The organism is Bradyrhizobium sp. sBnM-33, from assembly GCF_032917945.1.
In the GTDB taxonomy this organism is placed as follows: Bacteria; Pseudomonadota; Alphaproteobacteria; order Rhizobiales; family Xanthobacteraceae; genus Bradyrhizobium.
In genome coordinates this window covers 8,788,544-8,803,407 of sequence record NZ_CP136624.1, presented here as the reverse complement: position 1 = coordinate 8,803,407, position 14,864 = coordinate 8,788,544, and the positions used below count along the sequence as shown (strand labels likewise).

17 protein-coding genes, 1 tRNA gene and 1 pseudogene are annotated in these 14,864 nt (G+C 60.7%); 7 read left to right on the top strand and 12 right to left on the bottom strand.

The features are described 5' to 3' along the window. Positions 1 to 20: 20 nt before the first annotated feature. Positions 21 to 470, bottom strand: coding sequence for a ribonuclease P protein component (rnpA, locus tag RX328_RS41435; RefSeq protein ID WP_213254509.1), 450 nt, complete (start codon positions 468 to 470; stop codon positions 21 to 23). A gap of 27 nt (positions 471 to 497) precedes the next feature. Further along, on the bottom strand, positions 498 to 632 hold the full coding sequence (rpmH, locus tag RX328_RS41430) for a 50S ribosomal protein L34 (protein ID WP_008542748.1): 135 nt from the start codon (positions 630 to 632) through the stop codon (positions 498 to 500). A gap of 413 nt (positions 633 to 1,045) precedes the next feature. Between rpmH and RX328_RS41425 the strand changes: the two genes are divergently transcribed. Continuing rightward, positions 1,046 to 2,524, top strand: coding sequence for an ATP-binding protein (locus RX328_RS41425; RefSeq protein ID WP_213254511.1), 1,479 nt, complete (start codon positions 1,046 to 1,048; stop codon positions 2,522 to 2,524). A gap of 276 nt (positions 2,525 to 2,800) precedes the next feature. Next, a tRNA-Arg gene (locus RX328_RS41420) sits at positions 2,801 to 2,877 on the top strand. A 304-nt stretch (positions 2,878 to 3,181) separates the two neighbouring features. Here the strand turns inward: RX328_RS41420 and RX328_RS41415 are convergent. Then, positions 3,182 to 3,364: pseudogene (locus RX328_RS41415) on the bottom strand (recombinase family protein); the annotation flags it as partial. Between the two features lie 85 nt (positions 3,365 to 3,449). On the opposite strand from RX328_RS41415, the gene RX328_RS41410 reads away from it, so the two are divergent. After that, positions 3,450 to 3,905 (top strand): VOC family protein, encoded by a 456-nt coding sequence (locus RX328_RS41410; RefSeq protein WP_213254586.1) that lies wholly within the window; start codon positions 3,450 to 3,452, stop codon positions 3,903 to 3,905. A 299-nt stretch (positions 3,906 to 4,204) separates the two neighbouring features. Next, positions 4,205 to 4,735: a dihydrofolate reductase family protein gene (locus tag RX328_RS41405; RefSeq protein WP_213254513.1), complete on the top strand. Its 531-nt coding sequence runs from the start codon at positions 4,205 to 4,207 to the stop codon at positions 4,733 to 4,735. Between the two features lie 185 nt (positions 4,736 to 4,920). On the opposite strand, the gene RX328_RS41400 is transcribed toward RX328_RS41405, so the two are convergent. The 4 genes from RX328_RS41400 to RX328_RS41380 form a co-directional block, all read right to left on the bottom strand. Continuing rightward, complete coding sequence (locus tag RX328_RS41400; RefSeq protein ID WP_213254515.1) at positions 4,921 to 5,694, bottom strand: type III pantothenate kinase; 774 nt, start codon at positions 5,692 to 5,694, stop codon at positions 4,921 to 4,923. Positions 5,695 to 5,858: 164 nt separating this feature from the next. Continuing rightward, positions 5,859 to 6,104: a hypothetical protein gene (locus RX328_RS41395; RefSeq protein ID WP_213254517.1), complete on the bottom strand. Its 246-nt coding sequence runs from the start codon at positions 6,102 to 6,104 to the stop codon at positions 5,859 to 5,861. Positions 6,105 to 6,458: 354 nt separating this feature from the next. After that, a complete protein-coding gene (locus RX328_RS41385) occupies positions 6,459 to 7,025 on the bottom strand; it encodes an AAA family ATPase (RefSeq protein WP_249726974.1) in 567 nt (188 codons plus the stop codon). Next, positions 7,022 to 8,182: an ATP-dependent Clp protease adaptor ClpS gene (locus RX328_RS41380; RefSeq protein ID WP_249726976.1), complete on the bottom strand. Its 1,161-nt coding sequence runs from the start codon at positions 8,180 to 8,182 to the stop codon at positions 7,022 to 7,024. Before RX328_RS41380 ends, RX328_RS41385 begins: the two co-directional genes overlap by 4 nt. On the opposite strand from RX328_RS41380, the gene RX328_RS41375 reads away from it, so the two are divergent. Next, the gene (locus tag RX328_RS41375) at positions 8,181 to 8,342 is read left to right on the top strand and encodes a hypothetical protein (RefSeq protein ID WP_317258594.1); all 162 of its coding nucleotides are present in this window, start codon (positions 8,181 to 8,183) and stop codon (positions 8,340 to 8,342) included. The two genes, RX328_RS41380 and RX328_RS41375, sit on opposite strands and share 2 nt — an antisense overlap. Positions 8,343 to 8,374: 32 nt before the next feature. On the opposite strand, the gene RX328_RS41370 is transcribed toward RX328_RS41375, so the two are convergent. The 5 genes from RX328_RS41370 to RX328_RS41350 form a co-directional block, all read right to left on the bottom strand. Continuing rightward, a complete protein-coding gene (locus RX328_RS41370) occupies positions 8,375 to 9,253 on the bottom strand; it encodes an alpha/beta fold hydrolase (protein ID WP_213254520.1) in 879 nt (292 codons plus the stop codon). 60 nt (positions 9,254 to 9,313) lie between these two features. Next, complete coding sequence (locus tag RX328_RS41365; RefSeq protein WP_213254522.1) at positions 9,314 to 9,922, bottom strand: gamma carbonic anhydrase family protein; 609 nt, start codon at positions 9,920 to 9,922, stop codon at positions 9,314 to 9,316. 327 nt (positions 9,923 to 10,249) lie between these two features. Further along, entirely contained in the window at positions 10,250 to 10,534 is a 285-nt protein-coding gene (locus RX328_RS41360) for a GYD domain-containing protein (RefSeq protein ID WP_213254524.1), read from the bottom strand. 140 nt (positions 10,535 to 10,674) lie between these two features. Continuing rightward, on the bottom strand, positions 10,675 to 11,148 hold the full coding sequence (locus RX328_RS41355; RefSeq protein ID WP_213254526.1) for a methyltransferase family protein: 474 nt from the start codon (positions 11,146 to 11,148) through the stop codon (positions 10,675 to 10,677). A gap of 119 nt (positions 11,149 to 11,267) precedes the next feature. Next, the gene (locus RX328_RS41350) at positions 11,268 to 11,699 is read right to left on the bottom strand and encodes a nuclear transport factor 2 family protein (RefSeq protein WP_213254528.1); all 432 of its coding nucleotides are present in this window, start codon (positions 11,697 to 11,699) and stop codon (positions 11,268 to 11,270) included. A 125-nt stretch (positions 11,700 to 11,824) separates the two neighbouring features. Between RX328_RS41350 and RX328_RS41345 the strand changes: the two genes are divergently transcribed. Continuing rightward, positions 11,825 to 12,436, top strand: a complete 612-nt coding sequence (locus RX328_RS41345; RefSeq protein WP_213254530.1) for a GyrI-like domain-containing protein — start codon at positions 11,825 to 11,827, stop codon at positions 12,434 to 12,436. Positions 12,437 to 12,753: 317 nt separating this feature from the next. Next, complete coding sequence (locus RX328_RS41340) at positions 12,754 to 14,814, top strand: phospholipase D-like domain-containing protein (protein ID WP_213254532.1); 2,061 nt, start codon at positions 12,754 to 12,756, stop codon at positions 14,812 to 14,814. Positions 14,815 to 14,864: the final 50 nt, after the last annotated feature.

Below are 14,864 nucleotides of genomic sequence, written 5' to 3'. Positions count from 1 at the left end.
CGTTTTTGAGGTCTCGCCATTCAATTCGGGTTTCGGGCCCTTTCGGTTCCGACTGACGTCGCAACCGAGGCCCTCACTTTTCGTTTTGACGCGTTTTCTTCACGCGAACCGGAATCCACTTCGCTCGAAAACGCCTTGCCCGTCGGCTGCCGGTCGAGGCGATGCAGCGCCGAGCGGAGATCGTCGAGCATGGTTGCGAAGTCGCGGGTGAGCGCGGCGCGACGGCCTACCAGCACATAATCATGGTGCGGTCGCATTGATATGACGTCCAGCCGCTTCACAAGTTCGCGAAGCCGGCGCCGGATGCGATTGCGCTCGGTAGCAGTACCGTTCTTTTTGGTAACGGTGAAGCCGATTCGGATCGGGCCGTCATCCTCGCGGGCCCGGCCCTGCACCACGAAGGCAGCGCTATTGGCCCGCGTGCCATTGGCAACGGCGAGAAAGTCCGCCCGCTGCCTCAGCCGATCCATGAATTAAATCTCCGGAAAGGATCCGGCTCAGGCGCTCAGACGCTTGCGGCCGCGCGCGCGGCGGGCTGCGAGAACCTTGCGACCGCCGGCGGTGGCGAGACGGGCGCGGAAGCCGTGACGGCGCTTGCGCACCAGTTTGCTGGGTTGATAAGTCCGCTTCACGGGTAGTTCTCCGCTGACCGGGCAATTTGCCTGTTGGATTGAGATGCGTCCGATGATGCGGGCCGGCCCGAAAACGGGCCATTTACGGCCCAAAGCGAGCCGCCCCCGGGTGAAACCGGGCCATCGCGGACAATTGGCGCGGCTTATACGGGAGCGACCTGTTTTCGTCAATGTCGGGGGTTGCCACACCAGCCGTTCTTTGAAACGTCGCAATTAGGGCGAATATATCTGTTTTCGTGGGGTTTTCAGGGGCAAGACAGCGGCGCACCCGGACCATCGGAACCGCAGGACATTAGCGATCGGTAATTTGACCACCAGGTTGCCCAAACGCATCCTTGGAATCGCGATACCGACCGATTTGGGCCGGGGGCTTGGGTCCGGCTCCAAAAGCAGAGATATCAAGGCGGATATTCGTGTCAGCGACTGACGACCAGCCGACCCCTCAAGTACCGCGGCCCCGTGCCCAGCGGCGCCTCGGCCTGTCCGGCAAGCTGCTGCTGCTGACGATCCCGCTGGTGATGATCGCGCTGTTGATGATCTACGTGCCGTCGATCGCGAATTTCTGGACCAATCGGTTGAACGATCGTCTGGCGGCGGCCAACACTGCCGCCCTGGTGCTGGATGCGGCGCCGTTGGGAATGGTCCCGGATTCGCTCGCGCGTCAAATCCTGACCAGCGTCGGCGCGCGCGCGGTTGCCATCAAGATGGGACAACAGCGCCGGCTGCTCGCCAGCGCCGACCTGCCTGCGGCGATCGATCGCAATATCGACCTGCGCACCCTGACGGTGTGGTCCGCGATCGTGGAATCCTTCGAGACCATGGTGGATACCGGCAACCAGACCATCCGCGTGGTGGGACCCGCGCCCGGCGGCGCCCACTTCATCGAGGTCGTGGTCGATGAAAAGCCGTTGCGGCTGGCGATGTACCGGTTTTCCCGCAATCTGCTGCTGGTCTCGCTGGGGATAGCGATGCTCGCCGCGGGGCTGGTTTACCTCGCGCTGCATTATCTGTTTGTCCGCCCGATGCGGCGGGTGACCGCCAATCTCGTCGGCTTCCACGAAAACCCCGAAAGCGCGGCACGCATCATCGTGCCGAGCCAGCGTGGCGACGAGATCGGCGTTGTCGAGCGCGAACTGTCCGACATGCAGCGCGACCTCGTCTCGATGCTCTCCCAGAAGAGCCGGCTTGCCGCGCTGGGCCTTGCGGTATCGAAGATCAACCATGATCTGCGCAATCTTCTGGCGTCCTCGCAATTGCTGTCGGATCAATTGGCCAGCGTGCCCGATCCACGGGTGCAGCGCTTTGCGCCGAAACTGATGCGCTCGCTGGAGCGTGCCATCGACTTCTGCCAGTCGACGCTGTCCTACGGCCGCGCCCAGGAAGCCGAGCCCGACCGCCGCATGATCCAGCTCGAACCCGTGGTCACCGAGGTGCGCGAATCCGCTGGCCTCGCCGCCGACGCCTCGATCACCTGGATCAACGCGATCGAGCGCGGCCTCTCCATTGACGCCGATCCCGACCAGCTCTTTCGCGTGCTGCTCAACCTGGTGCGCAACGCGGTGCAGGCGCTCGACAGCCGTCCCAAGGGCGACGCTGCGACCTTGCAGATCCGAATCACCGGCCGCCGCGAAGGCTCGGTCGCGATCATCGAGGTGTCCGACACCGGTCCGGGCGTGCCGGCAAAGGCGCGCGAGCACTTGTTCGAGGCGTTCCAGACCTCCGGCCGCCCCGGCGGCAGCGGGCTGGGCTTGGCCATCGCCGCCGAGTTGGTCCGCGCCCATGGCGGCGACATCCACCTGGTCGAAGGCACCATCGGCGCCACCTTCCGTGTTTCGATCCCCGACCGCCCGGTGGAACTGCAGAGCGTCCGCAACGAGCGGGCGCGGGCGTAAGCGCTTGGTCTCGCAGTCATTCCGGGCGATGCGAAATATCGAACCCGAAATCCAGCGGTTACGGCGCGAGATTCCCCGATGGGCAGGGGGACATCCGACGTTTGCGCTAGGCGCGTCCCCGAATGACGGAAATACCGCCCGGAATTGGCCCCCTGATCGCATTTCCCCACCTTGCAAAGCGAAGCCGGAGCGGGTAGCTAAAGCGCTCTTTCGCGACGGTCCGAGGCTTTTGTCGGACGCATCGGGGCCTCTGAAGCCCAAATGCCAAGCGAAAACGCGCCCGTAGCTCAGCTGGATAGAGCACCAGACTACGAATCTGGGGGTCAGGAGTTCGAATCTCTTCGGGCGCGCCATTTCGGTACAAAGCTGCGAACGCCAGCAGCCGCCGATTCTACGCCAGCAGCGGCAACAAGTGTCCGGAGCAGTTCGGTTTCGTGCCACGGATATGAATCTCGCTCGGACTGACGACCTCAACGCGCTGGGCCACGGCGCGCAAATGGTCCCGCCGGTATGTTCCATCTTCGCTTCGCAACTTGCGGCGCGCACTCAGTGCGAACCGGCGTAGGCTCTCTGGCGTGATGGCTGGTCCAACACGTTCTGACGCCGCGACGGCACGTTCGGTATCCGCATGAGCCTGGTCGCGCATAGCGGACACTGCTTTGCGTTCTCCTTCGACCGATACTCATCAAACGGGGTCATGATCTGCCGCATCATCACGCTCATCGGGTCGTCGCCGAGGTCCTGCGTGATTGAAATCGGGCGGACGCCATTCTTTGCCAGCTTGCGGACGTAGAACTGGAACTGATCGCGGAAGAAGCGCGAGAATGAATGGACGACTATGAGCGTGCCCGAAGCTCTTCGCGCCGTGGATGGCGTAGTGCTACCGTCCAGCAGCTACAACATCACCAGGGACACGACCAAAATCATGACTAAAAGTAAGTTGCTACGAATGGACAATGTCGGCATCGTGGTGGAATCTCTCGATGATGCCATCTCTTTTTTCACCGAGCTTGGCCTGACGCTTGAGGGACGAGCCATGGTTGAAGGAGAATGGGCCGGACGCGTCACTGGACTGGGTAATCAGCGCGTCGAGATCGCCATGATGGTCACTCCCGACGGCCGCAGCCGCCTCGAGCTCTCGCGTTTTCTCACTCCGTCTGTAGTCGCCGATCACCGGAACGCTCCGGTGAACGCCCTCGGCTACCTGCGTGCTATGTTCACAGTGAGCGACATCGACGAAACACTCACCAGACTCCGTAAGCACGGCGCGCAGCTCGTCGGCGAAGTGGTTCAGTACGAGGACTTGTATCGGCTCTGCTACATCCGCGGCCCCGAAGGACTTCTCATCGGACTGGCAGAACCACTCGGTAGTAATCGGTAACGGTTCAGGGAGAGCCCCGCCCGCGTTAGTTTCGGTTCAAAGGCACGAACGCCTAGCACCGCCGCCTCTACGCCAGAGGCGGCGGTTAGCGTTCGGAGCAGCTCGCTCCGCAGCTCGCGAATGCGAACCTCTTTCCGGCTCACGACTTACACCCGCTGCGCGACAGCGCGCACTTGATCGCGGGCGAACGTGCCGTCGCCGTTCCCAATTGCGATTTAAAATCAGTCAATCTAGCTTACAACCGATTGCATAACGCAATCAGAACCGCGTGGATGTGCCGCATGAGGAAGGAATTGGGTATGGCTAAGCTCGTGTTCGGAATGAACCAGTCCCTGGACGGCTACGTCGACCATATGGCGTTTGCGCCAAGCCCTACGCTCTTCCGCCACTTCATCGAGGAGGCTCAGCGGCAGACAGGTAGTGTGTACGGCCGCCAAATGTATGAGATCATGCGTTACTGGGACGACGATCATCCTGAGTGGGGTGCAGAGGAACACGCCTTCGCGGCGGCGTGGCGGAACCAGCCGAAATGGGTCGTCTCGCGCTCGTTGAAGTCGGTCGGCCCCAACGCCAGGCTTGTTGAGGATGATCTTGAGGGCGCGATCCGCGAGTTGAAGGCCGGGCGCGACGGGGAGATCGAAGTTGCTGGCCCGGACTTGGCGCAAAGCCTAACCGAACTTGGCTTGATCGATGAGTATCGAATCTACCTGCACCCCGTCGTGCTTGGCCACGGCAAGCCATATTTCGCCGGACCCCGGCCGCCGCTCCGCCTTGTGACTAACGATCGGATTGGCGAGGATGTGATCAGGTTGACTTACGTTCCTGCTTAAATCTCGCGACCCGCCGGATGGAAATCGCAGCGATCTGCGCTCGCTAGCGGCGCTAGCGAAGTAGGAACGGCAGATTGTATTCGTCGTGTCTATCCGGCGTAGCGCGCCATTTCGGAATACGCGATCGCAGCCAAATCGGCCGCTCCTTCGATTGAAGCCGTTAGGTTCTCGAATTGAGTGCAGTGTCACCGTGATCCCGTACTACGCCGGTATATCTCCAGCAGACCGCGAATCGTCAGGTCGGGATCGAAGTGATCTATCGCCTTGGTGGCGTCGTGAAACAACGATGCGACACCGCCGGTGGCGACGACCGTCATTGCTTCGTTCCGCTCAGCCTTAATGCGAGCAATCATTCCTTCGATGAGCGCAACGTGACCCCAAAAAATACCGGACTGCATGGCGCTAACCGTGTCATCGCCTACCACCCGTCGTGGCTTTTGCAGCGCAATTCTGGGAAGCTTCGCGGCGGCTGCGTGCAGGGCCTCCATCGACAGGTGGACGCCTGGCGCGATCACACCTCCCTCGAAGCCGCCATCACTCCCGATCACGTCCAGCGTGATGGCGGTCCCGCTGTCGACGATGATCAATGGCCCGGAATAGACCTTGAGTGCGCCGAGCGCATTGACCAGACGGTCCGATCCGACCTCCGAGGGCTTCTTGGTCCGCACCTCGATGCCCAGCTCGGTATTCTCACCAATGATCAACGGCTCGGCGTGCAAGTAACGACGCGACAGGTTTCGCAGGTTGAAGATTGACTGCGGCACTACACTCGATATCACACAGGCATTCAAAAGGCTGAGCTCAAGTTTGTGCATCGCCATGAGCTGCGACAGCCACACGGCGTATTCATCGGCTGTACGGCTAGGCTCGGTAGCCGATCGCCATTGGGCGATCCAATGCTCGCCGTCGTGAACCGCGAACAGGCTGTTGGTGTTTCCCTGCTCAATTGCTAGAAGCATTGATCAAGTCCTGCGTTACAGCGTCACATTATCTGGGCGCGGCGCCGCGGGGAAGCAATAGTGCCCATCTTCATCGGCCGTGGCGCGCCACTTATCAACTGCATCGCGTAAATATCTTGATCTGCTAGAGGCTGCCGCTGTGCACGTGCTCGATGGACTGGCGCCTATCGACTAACGCCGATGTGCAAAGGATGCCTCAGGCGCTTCAATGGCCTTCGCGTGCCCTTGCGCGCGATTTCCTCGGAAACGTCGATAGCCATGTTGCGCTCGGTGACCCCGCCCGGGCTGCCGACGGACATTTTGGCTCTGAGCCGCTCCAGCCGCGCCCGCTGCGTATCGCGCGCGAACTTCTTTTCGACGAACTGTCGCCGTGCCTCTACATAGGCCGCCAGCAATTCGACGTCGGACATTTGTACAGGGTGGTTTTGGCTGAAACGCCCTCGGGTTCATGACATGTAGCGGGTCATAACCTATTCTACCGCACCGGTACGGGATCGTCGATTTCAGGAAACCTTCCTCCAATCGGTTTCATCGACTTGAGCAAAGCAACCCGTCCGCGCTTGCGGACCGGCTCGACCACTAGACGGTCACCCGCGCGATGCATGATCGCTCGTCGCCCGGTAGTTCGAACTCCACGGGAATACGGACCGCCTGAATTCGCCCGTGGCGGAATAGCCTGACACGCCTCTGCTCCGGCATCACGCTGCTCCGTTGGCATATACTTGTTACATGCCGCTTTATTCCGCCTCCGAAGCCAAGTCCGATCAAGAGCCTGCCATTTCCTGCGGCCCGCCGAGCAGCGTGACGTTGAGTCTGCCGCCAGTGAACAACATGTCGTCCAGCGCTTCGCTGATGTCGCCGGATTCGACCGTCGAACCGCCATCCCGAAAAATGCTCGCTTGCGCGATACGCCGCATCAATTCCTTGATGAACGCGGCGCTGACGCCCTTCGTGCGATTCACGGTCTCATCAATGATGGTCTGATCCATCGGCAGGTCCTTGCCATAGAGCTGAACAAGCTTGCTGCGGCCGATGCCGTCGGGCAGCGGCACTTCGATCGCCTGGTCGATGCGTCCGGGCCGGCCGGCCAGCGCGCCTTCAAGCTGCTCCGGCCGGTTGGAGGTGAGGACGAACAGGATGTCGGAGTCTTCCTTCAGCCCGTCCATTTCGTTGAGCAGCTTGTTGAGCAGCGGCTCTTCACACGATCCCATCTCTTCACGATCGCGGGCGATGAGGTCGACGTCCTCGATCACTACCATCGTCGGCTGCAACAGGCGCGCCAGCTTCATATAGGCGCCGAGCAACGCCACCTGCTCGGCCGTGATGATCAACGTCGTATGTCCGGGCAAATTGGTCGCGAGGTAACGGATCGTGTCTTGCCGGTGCCCGGCGGGCCGTAAAGCAGGATGCCCTTGCGGGTCGATTGGCCCAGCTTGCGAAGCGCCGCGCGATTGCCGACAAAGCCCATGACGTTGCGATCGAGCAGCTTCAGCGTCTGTTCGGGCAAGATGACTTCATCACGTCCGACCGCCGGTAGCCGGTGCACCATGACCCCGCTCGACCGTCCGCGATAGTCTGATCCTCCTTCGAGCGAAAGGATCTTGCCGCGATAGGAACGCGCGGCGTGCACCGCCTCTTCAAGCTCGGCGAACGAACGTTGCACCAATGCGTCGCCGGCGGCGCCGGCCGGCACGGCGATCTCGATGCGTATCGCAGCCTCATGCTGGTATTCGCGATGAAACGATAGCAGCACGGCGTAGCGGAGCTCGCCGGCCCCGCACAGCCACAGTCCGTTATGCAGGCATTTCACCGGCTGCGCTTCACCGATCTCGACGTCGTGGTACTGCGGCGGCGCAAGCGCGGGTGCGTTCCGGCCCTCCTTAATCAGGGCCGCAAATACCAGCGTCTCATAGCGATACTCCTCGTGAATGCCGAAGAAGTGCAGCGGCGAGGCGAGCAACTGGTCGACCGCGACCTGGACGTCGGCGCGCATGTGGCCGGGAAACTGCCGCGCTCTCGTCACCAATTGGTTTCGCGGGATTCCGGCAAAGTGCCAGTCAAGCGCGAGCCAGGCGTATTTGAACTCGTCTCCAGGCACGGCCTCCGATGCGCGCCTCACGGCAAGCAGGCAGCCGTTGCAGAGGCACGCTGTCCTGCCGGCGAGCAGGATTTCACTGCCAGTCGCCGGTGCTCCGCAAAGATCGCATGCGCCTTTCGTGGTCGCGGTTTCGCTGGTGATCAGCAAACCATGACCGGCGGCGCTGATGCTTTGCCGTGCCGAATCCAGCAGCGCCTTGGCGACCGGGCCCGGGTAGGGGCCGCAGGCCACCTTCTCTTTGTTCTCGATCAGCGCGGTGAATGCGATCGCCTCCCGTTCCGACTCGCCGAAGACGTTGCGAAGGAGCTGCCGGACGAATTCGACGGGCGTATCGTCGTCATTATGAATAAAGAGGGTAATCGACCCGGCGTCGGTGCAAATGTCATGCATGAAAGGAAAGACCTCGTACGCTTTGCCCAAAGAACAAAAAGAGAATACAGGCGGCGAGCCGCGTCAAGCGGTCAGAGAACCGCCACGGATGCATCGGGCGTTCAAGAGCGGGATCGCCGCTTCTGGATTCAAGGCAGAAGAAAATCGTCCCGCGCCCTGAAACGGCCTTGGGATAAACTCGTATGGGGTCTCTTAGGGACGTTGCGCAGGTCTCTCTTGTGTTCGCCTGATGAACTCCATCATGAGAGAGAGTGCCGGTTTGGCGTGCGTCTCGAGCAACTTGTGGCCGGCGTCGAGAACATGGGCTTCCATCCTCGGCAGCGCCTGCATCCATGACAGGACCTCGGCGAGATCGAAGAAGGGGTCGTGGCGTGCCCAGATCATCAGGGAAGGCGGTCGCCAGCGCGCGAGATATGCGGCGATTTCGTCGAACCGGGCGACGTAGTTCCCGTAGTCCTTGACGAGCGCGCGCTGCGTGTCCATCCGGCCCGGCAAGTTCATCACCCGCCAGTCCTCCTCCCAGATTTCGGCCGGGATTCGCGCCGCCACGTCCGGCGGCATCCCGCCGAGATACCCGTTGCGCACGCCCTCGAATGTGAGATGCGCGGTCGCAGCCGCCTCGTTTTCCGGGTCTGGATGGGACCAATAGGCCATCACCGGGTCCCATTGCGACCCGAGCCCGGTTCGATGAGCGTTGGCGTTCTGAATGATGAGGCCCAGGACTTGCTCCGGCGCCTGCATGGCGATGTGAAACCCCGCCGGCGCACCGAAATCATGAAGGTAGACATAGCGCGGTCCGATCGCGAGCCGGTCCAGGAGCTCCGAGATTGCCTGACCGAAGGCGGGAAACGAGACCGTCGGCAGGACGTCGGATTCGCCAAAGCCGGGCAGATCGGGCGCGATCACGTATGCGGCCTGCGACAGCTCGGGCACGACCTCACGAAAATAGCCCGCCGAGCCCGGAAAGCCGTGCAGGAGCAGCACCGCGGGCTTGGACGCCTCACCTGCCGTGATGAAGGACAACTCCGTACCGCCGGAGAGGCGAAATCGTTGCCGCGTCGCCGGGTTCATATCAGAACTCCTCTCCTTGACCGATTGATCACTCGCAAGCGGCGCGACAGGAGCGGAGCGCTACAGCTCCCGATCGTCGCGATGATCGCCGAGCCCGCTCGTCACGCGTCGGGTGACTTCCTTCATGTCCATGTCAACGCCGCTGCCGGCCTGGCGCTCCAGCCCGTAGACCTCTTCGGGGAAGTTCATTTCGCGCAGGATGGCGTTGATCTCCTCGTGCTTGTCGGACGGGAACATCTGGGCGGGATCGCCGACCGCCACCCATTTGATCGGGACAAGCGAGTTCGGCGGCAGCACGCTGCGCACGTGGACCACGCCGTCGATGCGAACCTCGGTGCGCCGCCTGATGAGCGCGCCCTGATAGATTTTGACGCCCGTCGCCAGAAAGCACTCGTCCTCGACGATGCAGCCCTTGAGCGAAGACAGCGGCCCGATTAGGACATGGTCGCCGATCTCGACGGCGTTCCGGCTCATGCTGCGGATGTTGAGGTTCTCGCGCACGACGCACTGGGCGCCGATCCGAACCGGCGCGCCATGCGCCTCGATCACCGCTCCGAACGAGACGTGCGTGCGTGGACCGATCGTCACATCACCGCAGATCACCGCCGTCGGGGCCACATAGGCGGTCGGATCGATGTTCGGCCGCTTGTTCTGATGCTCGATAAGCATAGGGCGGGCTCCTCTCTGGAAGAGCCAATGGTCGAGACCAGTGCGAGTTCCGCTGGCTGAGGTTAATTGACCACCTGTCGTTCGCAATCGCCGCATCAAGCCGCCGAAATTGCACGCGGAATAGCCCCGATGAGCCAAGTTTCATCGGGGCAAGCCCAGCTATTCGTAACGCCCTCCCGCATCTTCTCGCGATTGGAGAGCGCGAAAACACCATGGCCTCTGTCGGCGCGCTCTGTGCCACCGCGCATGAAAGGATGCCGCACCAAGCTCGCGAAAGCGAAGTGGCACGGGTGGTTCGCAGGAAAGCCGTGAGCCACGCCTCGGCGCTTAGCCCGCCGCGTCCTTGATCGCGGTTTCGAAGGTCTGGGCGTCGAAGGCCGGCATGCTTTGGATCCGCCCCAGACCTTGCGTCGCGTACCAGACGGAGAACGCGAGCATCGCTCCCTCATTCGGGGCATCGACGATGTCGACGAAATCGTAGTAGCCCTGCGTATAGTGGATCGACTCGACCTTGATGCCTAGCTTGTCGAGTTTTGCCTTGGCCTTGTCGACCCGCTCCGATTGCTTGCTTGCCCACTCCGGGCTCAGATTACCAAGCAGCACATATTTCATGGCCACCTCCACGTGCGGTTGATCATTTGCGCGAAGGACCAAACAATTATACGCCTTTCGGCGACCGGCGCCTATGCCGTTCCGCGATTGCGGGGAACGGCGAAGCACGGGTTCCCCGGCACTGGTCCTGGCCGCCAGCCCTATAGCCACCGCCGTACCCGCGCGCAGTAGCGGCGATAGACGTCGCCGAACTTGCGCTCAAGATACACTTCCTCGCGGGCAATCACACCGTAGCGGATGATTAGCGCGAAGGGCACCAGCGTCACCAACAGCCAGAGGCTGTTGAAGGCACTGGCCAAGCCGATGAGCCCCAGCACCATGCCGAGATAGATGGGATTGCGCGTGAAGCGGTAGGGGCCAGCCTCCACGATGGTCGTGGTCGGCAGGTTGGTGGGCACGTTCGAGCCGGCCCGGGTCATGGTAGAGATCGCCCACGCGACCAGCGCCAGCGCAAGGAAAAACACTATCGCACCCAGCCAGCCTGCAGGTAGCGCGGCCGGCAAGAACGGCAAGGGCATGAGCCAGTTGAGCGCGAACCCGGCAAGCACCGCGAGCGCCCACGCGATCGGCGGCCGGACAATGACGCCAGCGGTATCGTCTGCCATGTCAGCCATAACGGGGCCGGTGAAACAGCGCTTGATGTGGCTAAAGGCTATTTGCAAGTATGGCACAAAATCGCAGACAGGCCGAGATTTGCTGGTTGCATCGGGACGTGAAGGGTGGGAAGCGGAATTCAGATGATGCCGTGTTCTTTCAGAACGGCTCGCTCATCCCCTGACACCCATCCAAAGATCTTTGGCGTGTCTTCGAGCTGCTGCACCAGGTAATGGACCTCAAAATCAATGGAAACATCCACTTCGCTGCCACGGTCGTAGATGGCGGTCCAAGCGACGTGCGCCAGGCAATGGTGCTCGTCGATAGGTGCGATGCGGACATTACGAAGTCGCATATCCTTCGTGCCGATTCGGCGATAATTTTCAAATCCCTGTCGCATCATCTGCTTCAGGTGTTCGTCATTCCGGCCGACACTGACGCCAGCCGGAGAGGCAGCAACGAATGCAGTGGCGTATGAAGACGTCACTTGGTCCATATCCACTTGATCCCTAAGCGCCGTTCGGAACAGCTTCGCATAGCGCTCAAACAAGTCCTTTACGTTCTTTTCCATGGGGAGCCGCCTCCTCATTATGGCTCTCTTGGCTCAATGCATTCTGCGCGAGGTGGCTTAGTGTGGTCTAGTAAGGCTGACCTAGTCCGATCGTCCAAACATGTTCAGAATGCTGTGAGAGATAGATGGAAAAGCTGGACCTAAAGAAGGTGAGGAAGCCACTCTTCACCGCTCCCCTTAATCGCTTCGTGACGATCAATGTGCCGCCGGTTTCCTACCTCATGGTAGATGGTCATGGTGACCCGAACACCGCCCAAGCTTATAAACTGGCCGTGGAGAGCCTCTACGCGACGGCCTTTACGATCAAATTCTCCTGCAAGGCAAACGGGAAAGACTTCGTCGTGATGCCATTGGAGGGACTTTGGTCAGCTCCCGACCCTGAGAGCTTCTCCGCACGGCGCAAGGACGAATGGGAGTGGACCATGATGATCATGGTGCCGGACTATGTGGATGACGAAACCTTCCTGGCTGCCAGGATCAAGGCGCGAGAGAAGCTCGGCACACTTCCTGAAAGTCTGAGGCTCGAAAGCCTGGAGGAAGGCCTCTGCCTCCAAGCATTGCACGTGGGCAGCTACGACGACGAAGGGCCGCTGCTCGCGATGTTGCACGGGGAGATCATGCCTTCGGGCGGCTACGACTTCGCCGGTTGGCATCATGAGGTCTATCTGAGCGACCCTCGCAAGACTGCGCCTGAAAAACTCAAGACGGTGATCCGCCAACCTGTGCGGCAGAACTGAAAGTCCGCGAACCACTCCAAGCGGCGTGGAGCTTGATCAGCACGCCACAGAGGCGGTTACGAAATTTGCAGCTAGTTGGCGGCGCGAATGCCCCGCTCGCGTATGATTCGCGCCGAATCGCTCTGCAGGCGCAACAACCCAGGCTCAGGGAGCATGCCCTCTGGTCACCTGGACTGCCAAGCTTGGCGGGCTAGACGACCAATCATCCGCCTTCCAACTGGGAATACTGGTGCGGCGACAGATGGCGTAGTACTATACTCTGAGTTGCATAACGATTGTCATTTGGCCGATCTGGCCGTTGATCCCGGGATTCAATCATGACCAAAATCGTGCGCGCGACCGCGTTTTCCAACAATGAGGTCGCTTACATTGCTTGGGAGATCGATGGCCCGGCCATACCGGGCTGCCTCGGCTTCAACATCGTCCGTGAATTTCTCAACTCCGCCGGAGATGTCATCGAGGCAAAGCCGCTCGCCGCCTATGTGGCCTTCAAAGGTCAGCACAACCCGGAGGGCTTGGCTCAGAACACGACGGTCTGGCCGGTGCAGAAATTCAATTGGCGCGACCTGACATTGCGCAAGAGGCGTAGCAAACTGGAGCGACGCGAAGAGAGGTTGCGGGTGCGCTATTGTATCCGCGCAGTCGGGCACCTGCGGGACGGCCTGGAGAGGGTCGAGGTCGTGCCCGAAAGCCACTTTGACCGCAAAGCCAGACAGGAAGTCCTTCACACCTACGAAGGCGAGCCGATCCCTCTCGGCTTTTTGACCCCGGAGTTCCGCACGAATGTTATGGACGTGCCGCGCGACCGCGGGCCATTTACCTCGACCTTCACCAACGGCATTTTGTCGACGCAGTTCATCGTGCGTATCCTGCAAGAGGACGGCAGGATCACGCCCGGCGAATTGGAGGGGCGGCTGAAAAGTCCCGACGATTTCCTGAGGAACTATCTGGCCGGCGAAGTCCTTCCACTCATCGAGAACTTTTTCGCGCAGCCCGGAGGCCGCTTCCATGCGGCGCTCTACGAGCTCGAGGATAAGCAACTCGAGGACTTTCTCGCGGCGAATGCGGAGCGTCTTGATCTGATCCTTTCGGATGCCGGCAGCAGTTCAAGTGCGGACGAGCAAGGAGACCCGACGCCGAAAAGCAAAAAGGCAAAATCGGCGATGAAGAAAACGAGCGCGGCCAAGAAGAGCAAGAAGATTACGCTCTATGACACGCGCAATGAGGCGGCCCGCAGCGTTCTGCAAAAGCTCGCCAGGAAATCCGGCACGAAATTCAAGCTGCAGCATCGAATGTTCAATGGGTCGGGCCACATCGGTCATAACAAGTTCATCGTCTACGTCGATGACACCGGCACGGCGAAATCGGTCCTGACCGGTTCGACCAATTGGACCTGGTCGGGCGTCGCGGGCCAGAGCAACAACTGCATCCGTATTGATGACGAAGAAATCGCCGCCGGGTTCCTCGCTTACTGGCGGCGTCTGCACAAGGACAAACTGAAAGTCCCAAAGCCGTTGAGCGCGAAGGCATCCGACGCCAATCAAAGCGATAAACTCAAGGCCGAGAATCGCAAAGCCGTGACAGGCAAGCTTCCCGACGGCGGCACATTCGAATGCTGGTTTTCACCGAATATGCCCGGCAAGGAGCAGCCACCCGCAAAAACCGTGAAGACGCTGCCTCCGCCTCCTCCCGACATGGATCGTCTGTTTTCGCTCATGCGCAAGGCGCGGAAGGCGATATTTTTCCTCGTGTTCATGCCTTCTCGTGGCGGCCTGAACTCGATCGTGGCCGAAGCCGTCAATCTCGGCCTCAAGGATACGTCCCTCAACGTGGTCGGTGCAATTTCCGATACACAGGCGATGTGGGGCTATGAAGCCAGTCGCAAGACTGAATCGGGCGCAAAAATTCCAGCCTCATCGCCGCATGTTTTTCAGCAAGGCGGTATCTCAGTCGTGCGAGCCACTGCACTCACCGATAAGGAAATCGGCCGGGAGCTCGGAGATTTCCGGCTCGCCGAGACATTGACGGTCGGACGTGCGATCATTCACGATAAGATTCTCGTCATCGACCCGCTTGATCCGGATAACTGCGTCGTCGCGTTTGGAAGCCATAATCTCGGATACAAGGCTTCATACTCGAACGACGAAAATTTGACCATCGTGCGGGGACATCAAGCGCTGGCCGAGGCCTACGCGGTGCATGTGCTCGACGTCTATGATCATTATCGGTTCCGTGCCGTCGAAGCGGAGGTGAACGCCGGCAAGAAGGGCAAGAGCAAAACCGGCAGGGAGAAGCAAGGCTGGGTCGGCTTTCTTGCCACCACCGACGCATGGCAGCAGCGGTCGTCGCATCGGCTGTCGCGGTATTTCACGCAGTGATGTACCCTCGGGCAGGTGGCCGCAAGCGCGAAGCGACGTGAGGGACCGAA

Bases quoted from the DNA above. Each gene is read 5' to 3' on its own strand.
- RX328_RS41400 (WP_213254515.1), bottom strand. From the start codon at position 5,694: ATGCTTCTAGCAATTGAGCAGGGAAACACCAACAGCCTGTTCGCGGTT.
- RX328_RS41345 (WP_213254530.1), top strand. From the start codon at position 11,825: ATGGAAAAGCTGGACCTAAAGAAGGTGAGGAAGCCACTCTTCACCGCT.
- RX328_RS41360 (WP_213254524.1), bottom strand. From the start codon at position 10,534: ATGAAATATGTGCTGCTTGGTAATCTGAGCCCGGAGTGGGCAAGCAAG.
- RX328_RS41375 (WP_317258594.1), top strand. From the start codon at position 8,181: ATGAAAGGAAAGACCTCGTACGCTTTGCCCAAAGAACAAAAAGAGAAT.
- RX328_RS41365 (WP_213254522.1), bottom strand. From the start codon at position 9,922: ATGCTTATCGAGCATCAGAACAAGCGGCCGAACATCGATCCGACCGCC.
- RX328_RS41355 (WP_213254526.1), bottom strand. From the start codon at position 11,148: ATGGCTGACATGGCAGACGATACCGCTGGCGTCATTGTCCGGCCGCCG.
- RX328_RS41395 (WP_213254517.1), bottom strand. From the start codon at position 6,104: ATGTCCGACGTCGAATTGCTGGCGGCCTATGTAGAGGCACGGCGACAG.
- RX328_RS41350 (WP_213254528.1), bottom strand. From the start codon at position 11,699: ATGGAAAAGAACGTAAAGGACTTGTTTGAGCGCTATGCGAAGCTGTTC.
- RX328_RS41340 (WP_213254532.1), top strand. From the start codon at position 12,754: ATGACCAAAATCGTGCGCGCGACCGCGTTTTCCAACAATGAGGTCGCT.
- RX328_RS41380 (WP_249726976.1), bottom strand. From the start codon at position 8,182: ATGCATGACATTTGCACCGACGCCGGGTCGATTACCCTCTTTATTCAT.
- rnpA (WP_213254509.1), bottom strand. From the start codon at position 470: ATGGATCGGCTGAGGCAGCGGGCGGACTTTCTCGCCGTTGCCAATGGC.
- RX328_RS41370 (WP_213254520.1), bottom strand. From the start codon at position 9,253: ATGAACCCGGCGACGCGGCAACGATTTCGCCTCTCCGGCGGTACGGAG.
- RX328_RS41405 (WP_213254513.1), top strand. From the start codon at position 4,205: ATGGCTAAGCTCGTGTTCGGAATGAACCAGTCCCTGGACGGCTACGTC.
- RX328_RS41410 (WP_213254586.1), top strand. From the start codon at position 3,450: ATGACTAAAAGTAAGTTGCTACGAATGGACAATGTCGGCATCGTGGTG.